Annotated in this window: 13 protein-coding genes; 5 read left to right on the plus strand and 8 right to left on the minus strand. The window is 36.0% G+C overall.

Features of this window, described 5'->3' with window-relative positions:
- The first annotated feature begins 40 nt into the window (after positions 1-40).
- The 3 genes from BMY56_RS05145 to BMY56_RS05155 are packed head-to-tail and all read left to right on the plus strand — an operon-like array spanning position 41 to position 3,119.
- Positions 41-1,714, plus strand: coding sequence for an ArnT family glycosyltransferase (locus BMY56_RS05145; protein WP_091620820.1), 1,674 nt, complete (start codon positions 41-43; stop codon positions 1,712-1,714).
- 53 nt (positions 1,715-1,767) lie between these two features.
- Entirely contained in the window at positions 1,768-2,367 is a 600-nt protein-coding gene (locus BMY56_RS05150; RefSeq protein ID WP_245737165.1) for a DUF4271 domain-containing protein, read from the plus strand.
- A gap of 8 nt (positions 2,368-2,375) precedes the next feature.
- Positions 2,376-3,119: a uroporphyrinogen-III synthase gene (locus BMY56_RS05155; RefSeq protein ID WP_091620826.1), complete on the plus strand. Its 744-nt coding sequence runs from the start codon at positions 2,376-2,378 to the stop codon at positions 3,117-3,119.
- 55 nt (positions 3,120-3,174) lie between these two features.
- On the opposite strand, the gene pckA is transcribed toward BMY56_RS05155, so the two are convergent.
- The 4 genes from pckA to BMY56_RS05175 form a co-directional block, all read right to left on the minus strand.
- Entirely contained in the window at positions 3,175-4,791 is a 1,617-nt protein-coding gene (gene pckA / locus BMY56_RS05160) for a phosphoenolpyruvate carboxykinase (ATP) (RefSeq protein ID WP_091620828.1), read from the minus strand.
- A gap of 249 nt (positions 4,792-5,040) precedes the next feature.
- Positions 5,041-6,174 (minus strand): glycerate kinase, encoded by a 1,134-nt coding sequence (locus BMY56_RS05165; protein ID WP_091620831.1) that lies wholly within the window; start codon positions 6,172-6,174, stop codon positions 5,041-5,043.
- Complete coding sequence (locus tag BMY56_RS05170; RefSeq protein WP_091620834.1) at positions 6,171-7,640, minus strand: SLC13 family permease; 1,470 nt, start codon at positions 7,638-7,640, stop codon at positions 6,171-6,173. The genes BMY56_RS05165 and BMY56_RS05170 overlap by 4 nt, the downstream gene beginning before the upstream one ends.
- 55 nt (positions 7,641-7,695) lie before the next feature.
- Complete coding sequence (locus tag BMY56_RS05175) at positions 7,696-8,088, minus strand: DUF423 domain-containing protein (protein WP_091621822.1); 393 nt, start codon at positions 8,086-8,088, stop codon at positions 7,696-7,698.
- Positions 8,089-8,169: 81 nt separating this feature from the next.
- On the opposite strand from BMY56_RS05175, the gene BMY56_RS05180 reads away from it, so the two are divergent.
- Positions 8,170-9,543, plus strand: coding sequence for a saccharopine dehydrogenase family protein (locus BMY56_RS05180; RefSeq protein ID WP_091620837.1), 1,374 nt, complete (start codon positions 8,170-8,172; stop codon positions 9,541-9,543).
- A gap of 61 nt (positions 9,544-9,604) precedes the next feature.
- Positions 9,605-10,075 (plus strand): Lrp/AsnC ligand binding domain-containing protein, encoded by a 471-nt coding sequence (locus BMY56_RS05185; protein WP_091620841.1) that lies wholly within the window; start codon positions 9,605-9,607, stop codon positions 10,073-10,075.
- Positions 10,076-10,131: 56 nt separating this feature from the next.
- On the opposite strand, the gene BMY56_RS05190 is transcribed toward BMY56_RS05185, so the two are convergent.
- The 4 genes from BMY56_RS05190 to BMY56_RS05205 form a co-directional block, all read right to left on the minus strand.
- On the minus strand, positions 10,132-10,827 hold the full coding sequence (locus BMY56_RS05190; RefSeq protein ID WP_091620844.1) for a zinc metallopeptidase: 696 nt from the start codon (positions 10,825-10,827) through the stop codon (positions 10,132-10,134).
- Between the two features lie 135 nt (positions 10,828-10,962).
- The gene (ald, locus tag BMY56_RS05195) at positions 10,963-12,063 is read right to left on the minus strand and encodes an alanine dehydrogenase (RefSeq protein WP_091620846.1); all 1,101 of its coding nucleotides are present in this window, start codon (positions 12,061-12,063) and stop codon (positions 10,963-10,965) included.
- A gap of 141 nt (positions 12,064-12,204) precedes the next feature.
- Positions 12,205-12,501, minus strand: a complete 297-nt coding sequence (locus tag BMY56_RS05200) for a SemiSWEET family sugar transporter (RefSeq protein WP_218144551.1) — start codon at positions 12,499-12,501, stop codon at positions 12,205-12,207.
- Positions 12,502-12,666: 165 nt separating this feature from the next.
- Positions 12,667-15,588, minus strand: coding sequence for a leucine--tRNA ligase (locus BMY56_RS05205; protein ID WP_091620849.1), 2,922 nt, complete (start codon positions 15,586-15,588; stop codon positions 12,667-12,669).
- Between the last annotated feature and the right edge of the window lie 137 nt (positions 15,589-15,725).

The following is a 15,725-nucleotide window of genomic DNA, read 5'->3' on the forward strand; positions in this document are numbered from 1 at the left end:
ACCTTAAATTTGTAATTTAGCCATCAAGTATCCTATGCGAATGTTGACTAAAATTCCAAAGCAGTTCTATTTTTTTCTAGCTGCAATTTTCATTCTTAATGTCATTCAATCTAGTTTTACACAACTTATTTTTGATGAAGCTTACTACTGGTATTACAGCCAAAACATGGCTTGGGGTTATTTTGACCACCCACCAATGGTCGCCTTATTGATTAAAATAAGTAGCTACTTTTTTAATGGCGAACTAGGGGTTCGGTTTATGAGCTGTGTGTTAGCTACCGTTAATATCATTTTGCTTTGGCTAATGATTGACAACCCCAAAAAGAACGATTATATAAAACATTTTTTTGTGTTGGTTTTTTCTATGACCCTTTTAAATGCTTATGGTTTTTTTACATTACCCGATACGCCCCTTCTGTTTTTTACAAGTTGTTTTTTATTGACTTACAAGCATTTTATCAAAAAACCAACGGTAGGTCTCTCAATATTGCTGGGTGTATTTATGGCAGCGTTAATGTACAGTAAGTATCATGCTGTACTTGTAATCTTCTTTGTTCTACTTTCAAATCTAAAATTAGTAAAAAACAAATATGCTTGGCTTGCTGTTTTCGTAGCCCTTATTTCCTATACTCCTCATTTTTATTGGTTATATGAAAATGACCTTGTATCCATTAAATATCATTTATACGAAAGACCAAATGGGGCGTATAGCTTTGAGAAATATACCTTAGGTTTTTTCGTGAATTTAGTAGCTGTTTTTGGCCTCACCTTTCCATTTATATACAAGGCTCTTTTTAAAACTAAAAGCAATGATTTATTTACAAAAGCACTAATCTATCTCACCTATGGTGTAATTCTATTTTTCTTTATTTCTAGCTTTAACAGAAGAGTACAGACACAGTGGATTATTATTATTTGTATTCCCTTGGTCATTATCGCCTTTAATTTCATGCTTCGGAACAAACAAGCATTGACATGGATTTTCAGGCTAGGGCTTATCAATACGATAATTATCATTTATCTAAGAATAGGACTTGCTTATCAACCTCTTCTTTTTAATTTCTATTATGAAAGTCACGGCAATAAAGAATGGGCTCAGGCGATTGAAGATGAAGTTGGAAAAATACCTGTAGTGTTTGAAAATTCTTATAGAAATGCCCCGATGTATTCTTTCTATACCAATGGCACACCAACATTTTCTTTGAATAATTATATGTACCGTAAAAATCAGTATTCAATAGATAATTCTGAAGAAAAGATACGAGGTAAGGACATTGCTTATATTTCAAAATATATTAACGACAACTCATTTTCTTACGAAAGGAAAGATGGTGGACTATATAAAGGAAAGTATATACCAAATTTTCAATCTTTTCGAAAGGTTCAATGTATAGTGGAGGACATCGAAAAAACTTTGAATTCGGATGAAAATATTACGCTAAAGGTTTTTAACCCCTATAAAGAGCCCATCGAATTGAGCAAACTAAAATTTGCGGTCACGTACATGGATAATTACAAAATACCAAAAAAAACTTTAAAAATAGTGCTTGAAGCTGTAGATCCAAATACCACAACACTAAAACAGCAGGACACTACTAATTTTACATTTCACTTACCAAAAACAAAAATGGAAAACATTGGTTACTTTAGGGTAGTCATTTCTGAGAACAATCTCTATTTTGGCTTAAACGGAAAACCAATTCCAATCAAATAATGGAACCTATTGCCAGAACATTCTCTCAAAACGATTGGATTACCATAACATTAATGGTAAGTCTTCTGTTTCCATTAATTGCAAAAAGCATCTATTATTCCCGCTTTTTTAGTTTTATAATTCTGCCATTTAACAACAAGTACATAACCATGTACACCAAGAAAGAGAAACTATTCAATTGGTTCCATATACTGTTAAGTATTTTTCAAATTATAAATACCACACTATTTATATTTTTTATTTGGCGTACATATATGCCTACTTCTCAGGTCAAAAATCCGTTTATTTTTCCGTTATTGCTTGCAGGTGTTTTCCTATTCTTATGTGCAAAAACAATAGCACAATTGTTCAACGGTTTTATATTTAATACTTATAACATCTTCAACGAACTGGTTTTTAGGAAATTAACCTACCTTAATTATTCAAGCATTGTTCTTTTTATTGCAAATATTCTTTTAACCTACGTTTTTATTGACTCGAGAATCGTTATCTATATTGCCGTTTTTCTATTCTTGATCATTAATATAATTGGCTGGGTGACAGTACTAAGGAATTACCAAAATTTTATAAGCTCCTATTTTTTCTATTTTATTTTGTACCTTTGCGCACTCGAAATTGCACCCTTAGTTATTATGGGAAGCTTTCTAAAATAGCGCAGCGTATGAAAGTAAAAACGATTTTGGTCTCTCAACCAGAGCCAAAAATGGAAAATTCCCCCTATTCCAAACTTATCGATAAAGAAAAGGTAAAGGTTGATTTTAGACCGTTTATTCATGTAGAAGGAGTTGACGCAAAAAGTGTGCGTCAGCAAAAAATAGATCTGAATGATTTTACTGCTATTATCTTAACCAGTAGAAATGCAGTAGACCACTTCTTTAGAATCGCAGAAGAGATGCGTTTTAAAGTGCCAGATTCTATGAAATACTTCTGTCAATCAGAAGCCGTGGCGTACTATCTACAAAAATACGTTGTCTATAGAAAACGTAAAATTTATGTAGGAAAACGATTATTCACGGATTTAGTGCCTTTGATTAAGAAATATAAAGACGAAAAATTCTTATTACCTTCTTCTGATGTACTTAAATTAGATGTACCCGACACTTTAGAAACTCTAAATATCAATTGGAAACGAGCCATTTTTTACAAAACTGTAATTAGCGACCTTTCCGACTTAAGAAATGTTTATTATGATATTTTAGTGTTCTTTAGTCCTTCTGGAATAGAATCTCTATTACAGAACTTTCCAGATTTTGAACAAAAGGAAACTAGAATTGCAGTATTCGGCAATTCTACTGTTGACGCAGCTACTGGTGCTGGTTTAAGAATTGATATTAAAGCTCCTACTCCAGAAACACCATCAATGACTATGGCGTTACAAAAGTACATTACAAGCGTAAATAAATAACTTGCTCAAAAAAGTCAATAAAAAAAGCCTTGCAATGCAAGGCTTTTTTTATGTTTTAGAATGCGTACCGTTGTGGTCCGCCTCTTCTAATTTCCTCCGTGGCATAACTTTCATACTTTTTAAAGTTTTCCCTAAAGGCATTTGTCAATTTAAATGCTGTGGTGTAATATTTTTCATCATTGTTCCAAGTTGCTCTCGGACTCAAAACAGATGTTGGCACACCAGGACATTCCCTAGGCTGAGCAACTCCGAATACCGAATGAATATGATATCTATCATAAGAGTACAAACCTAAATCACCATTCAAGGCAGCAGATATCATAGCTCTGGTATATTTTAACTTCATTCGTGTTCCAATTCCGTATGGGCCTCCGGTCCAACCAGTATTCACCAACCAAACGTCTACACCAGACTCCTTCATTTTCTTACTCAACATCTCAGCATATTTCGTTGGATGCAATGGCATAAATGGAGCACCAAAGCATGCAGAAAAAGAAGGTACCGGCTCTACTACCCCAGCTTCTGTACCCGCAACTTTAGCCGTATAGCCTGATATAAAATGATATGCAGCTTGACTAGGAGTTAGCTTGGATATTGGAGGTAACACCCCAAATGCATCGGCAGTTAAAAAGAAAATATTTTTAACATTCTTACCAATTGATGGCTGCTGTATGTTATCAATATGATAAATAGGATAACTAACTCTAGTATTCTGAGTAATAGAGGTATCGGCAAAATCGACATTGCCTTTGTCATCCAATACTACATTTTCTAAAATAGCACCTGGTTTTATAGCTCCGTAAATTTCAGGCTCTTGCTCTTCAGATAAATTAATCACTTTAGCATAGCAACCGCCTTCAAAATTAAAAACGGTATTTCTACTCGTCCAACCATGTTCATCATCACCAATTAACTTTCTATTCGGATCCGTTGATAAGGTTGTTTTACCTGTGCCAGATAATCCAAAAAAGATAGCCGTATCGCCATCTTCACCTACATTCGCCGAACAATGCATTGGCAAGGTTTCTTTATAAACCGGTAAAATAAAGTTCAGCGCTGAGAAAATACCTTTCTTGATTTCACCAGTATAACCGGTACCACCAATAAGTGCGATTTTATCAGTAAAGTTTAGTATCGCAAAATTATGCTGTCTTGTTCCGTCTAGTTCTGCATCTGCCATAAACCCTGGAGCGTTGATAACAGTCCACTCAGGAGTGAAATCTTCTAGCTCAGCTTCTGTAGGGCGCAAAAACATATTATAAGCAAACATATTAGACCACGGATACTCGTTTATGACCCTAATATTTAATTGGTAATCAGGATCTGCACATGCATAACTATCCCTAACGAAAAGTTCCTTTTGATTTAAGTAGTCTATAACCTTTGAATATAACGAATCAAATTTTTCCTTTTCAAACGGAATATTAATATTTCCCCACCATACTTTATCTTTTGTAATATCATCTTTTACGATAAAACGATCCATAGGAGACCTACCTGTAAATTCCCCTGTATTGACTGCAAGCGTACCATTGCTAGTTTCAACTCCCATATCCATTTCTAGAGAAACCTTCTGCAGTTGTTCGGGGTCTTCTTGGTAATGAAAATTAGAATGTGTTATCCCATATTTTTTTAGGGATATTGTATTCGCATTTGTTGTTGAGCTTTTCATGCTTTTGAAAATTTAATCAAGTAAAACTAAAAAAATAAAAGGTGACCCCTTGATTTTCAAAGCTTATTTAGCCCTAATTCTCGTCGAAATACGAATTCAATTAAAGAATGATGAAATTTAAAAAAATTCGCAACTAAATTATTCCTTTTATTACATTATTTTAAACTATACCGCATTTAAAATGCATTATTGTAAATTTTGATACGATATTTTAAGAAATAAATAAAATTATTGCTTTTTAATATAACTTTATTTTTTTAACAATTTAAAATATTCAGTCGTTTTAGCAGTCAACAAGCCTGCAGCATGCTTCATATTATAAGCAAGATCTTTAGTATAATCCTGTATTTCAAATACATCAAAAATACCTCGCTTTTTCAGTTCCTCTTTTTCTATTGCCAGCTTTCCACAAACAGCTATTACCGGAATATTTTCACGAGCACCTAAGGCAAGAACACCTTGAATTAACTTCCCATTCAATGTCTGTTCATCAATTTTGCCTTCTCCCGTAATTAAATAATCGAAACGCTCTTTGCTCAATAAATCATTTACACCTGAAAGCTCTAACACAAAATCAATCCCACTAAAATAATTTGCTCCAAGAAAAGTTTTAAGTCCATATGCTACACCACCTGCAGCACCAGAACCTGGTAACTTAGCATTTTGAAAATTATACTTTTTAAATACTATTCTATCCAAATTTTTTAGGCCAAAATCCAATTCTTTAATCATCTGTTCTGATGCTCCTTTTTGTGCAGCATAAACATGTGCCGCACCGTTTTCACCAAATAAGGGATTTGTAACATCATTTATGGCAAAAAACTTAACCTGCTTTAAACCTTCTAAAACATCTGTATCATCAATAGATTTAATTTGACTCAAACTAGCACCAGTTGCTTTAAGCTTCTTACCATTTTCATCTAAGAAAGAATACCCTAAGGCTTGTGCTATACCAATTCCGGCATCATTAGTTGCACTTCCGCCCAAACCTATATACACATTTTTTATACCTTTTTGAACAGCATCCTTTATTTGTAGTCCTGTACCAAATGTACTTGTCAACATAGGGTTTCTGTCTTCCGGAGTAAGCAGCTCCATACCAGACGCATTTGCTAATTCAACAAATGCCGAATTAGCTTCTTGACTATATAGGTAGTACGACTGTATTGGTTTCCCTATCGGATTTTCACTAATTACCTGAACTGAAACACAAGGTTTATAATGTGCTACAGCATTCATAAAACCATCACCGCCATCAGAGGCTTTAATGTAATGTGAAGTAAATTCAACTCCTGCTTTTTCAACACCTGCAATAAAAGCCTTAGACACTTCCTCGCTTGTTAATGAGCCTTTAAATTTATCAGGGATAAGCAATAGTTTCATTTTTTCAGATTTTGTGGGAAACTATCAATAGTAATATCCCATAATTCTGGGAGTACAAAATATACGAAAAATGTTAATATAAATATTGATATTATATTCATAATGAAGCCTTTACTCACCATATCGGGAATTCTTAAATATCCTGAACCAAAAACAACAGCATTAGGAGGCGTCGCGACCGGAAGCATAAAAGCACATGAGGCCGCCACCGCCGCACCGACCATTAATACAAATGGATGTACATCTATTGTGAGTGCCATTGGCGCCAATACCGGCAATAACATGGCGGTAGTTGCAAGATTTGACGTTATTTCAGTTAAAAAATTAACCGCAGCAATCAAAACTAAAACTAAAACCAAAATTGGCAATCCGGCAAGGGATGTCATCTGACTTCCAATCCAAGTTGCTAGTCCGCTTTCTTCAAATCCTTTTGCTAAAGCCATACCCCCACCGAAAAGTAAAATAATACCCCAAGGCATTTTTACGGCTTCTTCCCAATTTATTAATTGTTCTCCTTTTTTCTTTGAAGGAATTAAAAATAAAACAATAGCAAAAAATATAGCAATTATCGTATCATCTAAACCAGGTAATAATTTTTGCAATAAAAAAGAACGGGTAATCCAACAGAAAGCTGTTAAGGCAAAAACAAAAGCCACTACTTTCTCTTCGTAACTAATTGTACCAAGCTTTGACAATAGCCGTTTTATCTCCTCTTTACCACCAGGAAAAGTCTTTTGTTTGAAGGTAAAAGCATATTTTGTTAAATACTTCCAACATATGAATATTAATATGACAGATATTGGCAGTCCAAAAACAAACCATTGCATGAACGTTATTTCATAGCCATAGGTATCTAAAACCACGCCGGCCAACACCAAGTTTGGCGGTGTGCCAATTAACGTTGCCAAACCACCAATAGAGGCGCTATACGCTATTGCCAACATTAAAGCCTTACCAAAAGTCTGGTTTTCGTCTTCAACCGTATCTGGATTATCTTGTAGTTGTTTGATTATTGCCAAACCTATTGGCAGCATCATGACAGCAGTTGCCGTATTCGATATCCACATCGATAAAAATGCGGTTGCCACCATAAAACCAAGAATTATTTTTCGAACATCAGAACCTATCAAATTAATTATGTTCAACGCAATTCTACGATGTAGATTCCATTTTTCGATAGCTATGGCAATAATGAAACCACCCATATATAGAAATACGTATTTATGTCCGAAAGAACCAGAAGTGGCCGATAAATCTAATCCGCCAGAAAGTGGAAATAGTACTATCGGAAGTAATGCGGTAACAGCAATCGGAATTGCCTCCGTTATCCACCAAATAGCAATCCAAATTGTTGATGCCAATACGGCATTGGCTTGCTCAGAAAGCCCTTCTGGATGAAAAAAGAAAAGAATGAAGAAAAAAGAAACCGGACCTAAAACAAGCCCTAATAATTTTGTTTTACCCATTTGTGTGCCATTATGAGTTGAAAATACATCTTTCTTAGCTCTAACCTACTTTCTTCTATTTTAAAACTTTTGATTTCACTATACCAAATAGCATTAAGCCCCAAGCAATTATTAAGAAAACACCCCCTATTGGGGTAACTATACCGAACATTTTAAAATCGAATTGCATTAAATCATTCAACGCCAAAATATAAATAGAAAAGGAAAATAAAACTACCCCAATTACCACGCATAGATATATAGGTCTTTTTGATTTGAGCATGCTATCGGGCAGCAAAGCTAGAACAAATAGAAAAAATGCATGATACATTTGATAGCGAACACCTGTTTCAAATGTCGCAACCGCATCTAAATCGACTAAATTTTTTAACCCATGTGCGCCAAAAGCACCAAGAACAACTGCCAACATACCGAACAAGCATGCAGTACTCAAAATTGTTTTTTTCATAACTTTTTCTATAACTTTCTTTATAAATGTAACAATTTGATACCTTAGTATTTTGTTACCAATCAAAAATACTGAAATCGGATGATGCGAAAAATTCTTGTTATAGGTGCTGGTAAGTCTACCTCATATTTGTTAGATTATCTTTTAGGAAAAGCTGAAGAAGAAAAATTAGAAATAACCATTGGTGACATTAATCCGTCAGCTATACCAGCCACCGTCGCCGGCCATAAACACTGCTCAGTAATTGGGCTTGACATATTTAACAAAACGGAAAGAACAAATGCTATTGCAAATGCAGACATTGTTATTTCAATGCTGCCTGCACGATTTCATATTAAAGTAGCTGAAGATTGTGTTGTTCATAAAAAACACTTGGTAACAGCTTCTTACGTTAGTCCAGAGTTACTTGCTCTTGATGAAAAAGTTAAGCAAAATGGATTAGTATTTATGAATGAAATCGGCCTTGACCCCGGTCTTGACCATATGAGTGCCATGGAAGTCATTGACCGTATTCGAGATAAAGGTGGAAAAATCATACTATTTGAATCATTTTGTGGCGGATTGGTTGCACCGGAACATGACAATAACCTATGGAATTATAAGTTTACTTGGAACCCAAGAAATGTTGTTCTTGCAGGGCAAGGTGGCACCGCCAAATTTATTCAAGAAGGTACTTATAAGTACATACCTTATCACCGCCTTTTTAGGCGTACAGAGTTTTTCGAAATTGAAGGTTATGGACGTTTTGAAGGCTATGCCAATCGTGATTCTTTAGGCTATAGAGAAGCTTACCGACTGCAAAATGCCTTAACCCTATATAGAGGAACTATGCGTCGTGTTGGCTTCTCTAAGGCATGGAATATGTTTATACAATTAGGTGCTACCGATGACACATACACCATTGAGAATTCTGAAAAGATGAGCTACAGAGAATTCATCAACCTGTTCTTACCATATTCGCCAACCGATTCAGTAGAATTGAAACTTAGACACTATTTAAAATTAGACCAAGATGATATTCGATGGGACAAATTACTAGAGTTAAATATATTTGATCATACAAAGTTTATTAATATTCCTAATGCCACACCTGCCCAAGCTTTACAGAAAATACTGGAAGATAGCTGGACGCTTAAAGCAGAAGAAAAGGATATGATTGTTATGTACCATAAATTTGGATACGAACTAAATGGCGAAAAGAAACAAATAGACTCTAAGTTAGTTGTCATTGGTGAAAATCAAACTTTCACAGCAATGGCAAAAACAGTTGGATTGCCTGTAGCGATGGCCGCACTAAAAATATTGAATGGAAAAATTACCACCCCAGGCGTACAGATTCCTATTTCGAAAGAAGTCTACAAACCTATTCTTGAGGAATTAAAAACATACGGTGTCAAATTTAAAGAATATGAAGTGCCTTATTTAGGGTATAACCCTAATTCTGTAATTAACTAATCCTTTTTAACTATCACATTGAAACCAAATAGGTATTTTTATGTTTAAATTGACATAAGACATGAAAGCACCCACTTCTTTGGCTAAAATTGATGGAATAGATAAAAAGATTTTAAGGTTTTTAATGGCAGATGCACGAAAACCCGTATTGGAAATCGCAAGAAGTATCGGAATATCTGGTGCTGCAATACATCAACGCTTAAGAAAACTGGAAGCATCGGGACTATTATCAGGTTCTAAATTTATTGTTAATCCTAAATCGTTAGGGTATACTACCATGGCTTATATAGGCATTTATTTAGACAAGGCGATGAGCAATCCTATGGCTGTCAAACAACTTGAAAAAATACCTGAAGTTTTAGAATGTCATTACACCACGGGTAACTGGTCTATTTTAATTAAAGTTTTATGCAGGGACAATGAACACCTAATGCAGGTTTTGAACAAGGAAATTCAAGCCATAGAAGGTGTTTCTAGAACAGAAACTTTTATTTCCTTAGCGCAACAAATAGACCGACAAATCAGTATATAAAAGTAAAAACCTTCCCATATTGGGAAGGTTTTTACTTTTATATAAGATGGTTTTTCTTAATCTCTACCTCCAAAAACTTGAAGTCCCCAATATACCAATGTCGCCAAAGAACCAATGGCTGCGACCAAATAGGTTCTTGCAGCCCATTTTAGTGCATCTTCAGAACCTTTATATTCTTGTGGAGTAACAACGTTTTTATTCTTCAACCATGCCAGAGCACGATTACTCGCATCATACTCTACCGGTAAGGTTACAAAACTAAACAATGTAGCTAAGCCCATCATAACAAGACCTGCAACTGCAACCCAATATCCTAAACCTATACCAGCTGCTCCACCTAAGACCAAACCTCCAAAAACCACCCACATAGACATTCCAGAAGTTACGCTAACTATAGGTACTAATTTCGAACGCATACCTAACCATTCATAAGCCTGCGCATGTTGTACCGCGTGACCACATTCGTGTGCAGCAACTGCAGCTGCAGAGGCATTTCTTTGGTTATATACACCTTCACTTAAATTAACTGTTTTGTTCTTCGGATTGTAGTGATCCGTTAGCATTCCTGGAGTAGAAATTACCTTAACATCGCGAATACCGTGGTCCGCTAACATTTTTTCTGCAATTTCAGCTCCGCTCATTCCATTTTGCAAATGCACCTTGGAATAAAACTTAAACTTACTTTTTAATTTACTGCTTACTAACCAGCTCACCAAAGCAATGGCTCCGATTAATATATAATATCCCATCATAACGTTTCAATTTTTAAATCAACTAAATATACTTAAAGATTCGCTTTCTCAAGAAAATCTACTTGCAGTAAAGCAAAAACCCCGCCAAATTCCTTTCAGACTTTGTGGGGTATATTTTACTGACAAAATGTACGTTTAGGCAATCACTTCTTCCCAACCGAAGGCTTCAATTATCTCTTGATAAACTACTTCTCCCTTAACTATATTCAACCCTTTCTTTAATGATGCATCTTTCTCACAAGCTGCCTCCCAACCTAGGTTTGCTAATTTTAGCGCGTAAGACAAGGTTACATTTGTCAATGCCATTGTTGATGTATAAGGTACAGCACCGGGCATATTAGCTACGGAGTAATGCACTACATCATCAATAATATAAATAGGATCTTCATGCGTTGTTGGTCTAGTAGTTTCGACACAACCACCTTGATCTACGGCAACATCGACTATCACCGTACCGGGGCGCATTTCTTTTAACATATCTCTGGTAATTAAATTTGGTGCCTTGGCTCCTTTTAACAATACACCACCAATAATTAAATCATGCGTTTTAATAAGTCTTCTAATATTGAACTCGTTTGAGAATTCAGTAACAACATGTGGAGGCATTACATCATTTACATAACGCAAACGTTTCATATTAATATCCATAATGGTTACATGAGCGCCCAAACCTGCTGCCATTTTCGCAGCTTGCACACCTACAACACCGGCACCCAACACTAAAACTTTACCTGGCGCTACACCAGGTACACCACCTAAAAGTACTCCACGACCCTTAGCCGGCTTTTCCAAGTATTTTGCACCTTGTTGTATGGCCATTCTACCAGCAACTTCAGACATAGGGGTCAAAAGCGGCAATGTACCCTCTTCATCTTCTACCGTTTCATAAGCTATACAGACCGCTTTCTGCTTTATCATCGCTTTGGTCAAGGCTTCACTTGAGGCAAAATGGAAATATGTAAAGAGTATTTGCCCTTCTTGAATTAAATCATATTCTTCGGCAATGGGCTCCTTTACTTTTACAATCATTTCGCTCATGGCATAAACCTGACCTATTGTATCTAATATAATAGCTCCTGCCTGTTGGTAATCTTGATTAAAAAAACCACTGCCTTCACCAGCCTCAGACTGGACATATACTTTGTGGTTGTTCTTTACCATTTCGAAAACTCCGGCTGGCGTCATACCTACCCTGCTTTCATTGTTCTTAATTTCCTTTGGAATACCAACTATCATGATGTGTCATTTTATGTTACACTGCAAAACTGAAGCTATTTAATCAGATATCAAACATAAAATCGATAAAAGGCAGGGGTTAATTGTCAAAAAAAGATATTTTTTAAATCATATCCCCTATTTTTTTAGGGGGTGCGTATATTATTTATATTTTATTTTCATTATTACCATCAAAACTGATAGGGTAGCCGTAATAATATTAGCCGCAATTATAGGTAGACTATTAATATAAAAACCATAAACAACCCAAAGTAAAAGTCCTATTAAGAGTACTGTATACATTGATAAAGAAATATCTTTAACTGATTTATTTTTCCATGTTTTATATACCTGAGGAACAAATGCCGATGTAGTTAACGTTACGGCAACCAGTCCCAAAATTTCTATGTTTTCAATCGATAGTCTTTTGTTGTTTCCTTGCGAGTTTAGCTTAGTCATCAGTTAATCAAGTATCCCGAACTGGTAATTAACTACGTCGTGCCTTCTCGTAAAGACGACAATACTAAAAAAATAATTGCGAGTGTGCGGAACAATCTGTTAGTTTTGTGCACTAAACCTACAGATCACTTCGCTTTGCTCGTGATGACGTAATTAGGAAGATGTTTAACCTACGATATTTACGATTTTACCTGGGACTACGATTACCTTTTTAGGTTCGCGACCTTGTAATTGTTGTTGGGTTTTTTCATTGGCCATAACCGCAGCTTCGATTTCATCTTTCGATAAGTCCAAAGCCAACTCCATTGTAAATTTCATTTTCCCATTAAATGAAATAGGGTATTCTTTACTACTCTCTACCAAATATTTGCCTTCAAATTTTGGAAAAGGCACTGTGGCAATAGATGTTGAATGACCTAATTTATGCCATAGTTCTTCAGCTATATGTGGTGCATAAGGTGAAACTAAAATAGCCAATGGCTCTAAGATTTGCCGGCTTACACATTTCTGCGCAGAAAGCTCATTGACACAAATCATAAATGTAGATACCGATGTATTGAAGCTGAAATTTTCAATATCTTCCTCTACTTTTTTGATGGTCTTGTGTAATGTTTTCCAAGAATCTTTTGAAGGTTCATCTTCGCTTACCATAAAGGAAGCATTTTCACCTGTGTGGAATTGTCTCCATAACTTCTTCAAGAAAGAATGTGTACCTGTAATACCAGCCGTATTCCAAGGTTTGGATTGCTCTAATGGCCCTAAGAACATTTCATACAAGCGCAAACTATCCGCACCATATTCTTCACAAATAGCATCGGGGTTTACTACATTGTATTTAGACTTGGACATTTTTTCAACTTCGCGAGCAACTTTAAATACATCATCTAAATTTCTAATAAAGATTGCATCCTCAAAATCAGACCTCCACTTCTTAAATCCTTCAACATCTAACTCATCGGAAGCATTAACTAATGAAACATCAACGTGAGTTGATATCAAAGCACCATACTTAAAAGCTTTTGAATTCACTGGATCAGTATTTCTCCATTTCTTTATTACAGCATCAATATCATTTAAATCACTTTTGTTTATTGCAATAAAAAATTGCTTTTCATTTTCAAACCTTGCAGTAACAAAATGCACAAAAGCACTAGTCCCCGTAATCATCCCCTGATTAATCAGCTTCTTTGCAAATTCATCTTTAGGCACCAAACCTTTATCGAACATGAATTTTTGCCAGAAACGGGAGTACAACAAATGCCCCGTAGCATGCTCGCTACCGCCAATGTATAAATCTACATCTTGCCAATAGTTAATGGCTTTCTGAGAGAATATTTCCTCACTGTTATGCGGATCCATGTATCTATTAAAGTACTGCGAACTACCCGCCCAACCTGGCATGGTATTTAACTCTAATGGAAAAACACTCGTGTTATTTATCTCGCTGTTGTGCACTATTTTATTAGTTACAGCATCCCAAGCCCACTCGGTAGCATTACCCAATGGTGGCTCCCCAGTTTCGGTCGGTAAATATTTTTCAACTTCAGGAAGTTTAATAGGCAAATGCTCCGCTTCTATCATTTGAGGCATCCCGCCCACATAATACACTGGGAAAGGTTCTCCCCAATATCTTTGGCGACTGAATACTGCATCTCGTAATCGGTAGTTGATTTTCCCTTCACCTTGCCCCAATTTTTCCAATTCGAAAATGGCACGTTTCACCGCTTTTTTATAAGGCAAACCATTTAGAAAATCTGAGTTAGCAATCACCGTTTTATCCTTATCGGCATACGCTTCTTCAGAAATATCAACACCCTCAAAGATATTCGGAATCGGAATATTAAAATGTTTCGCAAAATCATAATCACGCTGATCCCCACATGGTACGGACATTACCGCTCCTGTACCATACCCAGCCAATACATAATCACCGATCCAAACGGGTACTGGTTCTTTTGTAAACGGATGCTCTGCGTAAGCACCTGTAAAAGCTCCCGTAATTGTTTTTACATCGGCCATACGGTCACGCTCAGAACGTTTTGCTGTAGCCTGAATATAATTCTCTACATCCGCCCTTTGTTCAGCAGTAGTTATTTTAGATACTAATTCGTGCTCTGGCGCTAGCGTCATAAACGAAACTCCAAAAATAGTATCGGGTCTGGTTGTGAATACTTCAATCGGAAATGACTTCTCGACTGCGCTAGAAGGAATTGTATGAAAAGTGACACTTGCTCCCTCAGAACGACCAATCCAATTGGTCTGTGAATCTTTTAAAGGTTGTGGCCAGTCAATCTTGCTCAACCCATCTAATAACCGTTGAGCATAGGCGGATATTCGCATACTCCACTGGGTCATTTTTTTACGAATAACTGGGTGACCACCACGTTCTGAAACTCCGTTTACTATTTCGTCATTTGCCAATACCGTACCCAATGCCGGACACCAATTCACTTCGGTATCCGCCAAATAAGTTAATCTATATTTTAAAAGAATTTCTTGTTTCTTAATTGCTGAGAAAGCCTTCCAATCATCCGCTGAAAAGAATTCAATGGCGTCATCGCAAACTGCATTTACGGTAGCGTTTCCATTTGTATTAAAAATAGAAATAAGCGACTCTATATCTTCCGCCTTATCGGTGTCTTTATTATACCACGAATTAAAGATTTGAATGAAAATCCATTGCGTCCACTTGTAATACTCAGGACTAGAAGTACGTACCTCTCTGCTCCAATCGAACGAAAAACCTAATTGATCTAATTGTCTTCTATAAGTCTTAATATTTGCTGCCGTAGTTACTGCAGGGTGCTGCCCTGTCTGAATCGCATATTGCTCAGCAGGTAATCCGAAAGAATCATACCCTTGCGGGTGCAACACGTTAAACCCTTTATGTCTTTTATAGCGCGCATAAATATCACTTGCGATATACCCTAATGGATGCCCAACGTGCAACCCTGCTCCCGAAGGATAAGGAAACATATCCAACACATAAAACTTCTCTTTATTAGAGTCATTCTCTGCTTTGAATGTTTGGTTTTCTGCCCAGTACTTTTGCCATTTGGCCTCAATTTCGTTGAAATTGTATTGCATGATAGTTGCTTCTTTGCGATAAGGGGCAAAAATAGGTTGAATCGATGAGAGTTAAAAAAATATTGGTGATTAACGGATTTTGGTTTCGATTACCCTAAAAAATATACCCTCTTATCTAAAAATGGTATCTTAGGTTC

This window comes from Maribacter orientalis (assembly GCF_900109345.1).
Classification (GTDB): Bacteria; Bacteroidota; Bacteroidia; order Flavobacteriales; family Flavobacteriaceae; genus Maribacter; species Maribacter orientalis.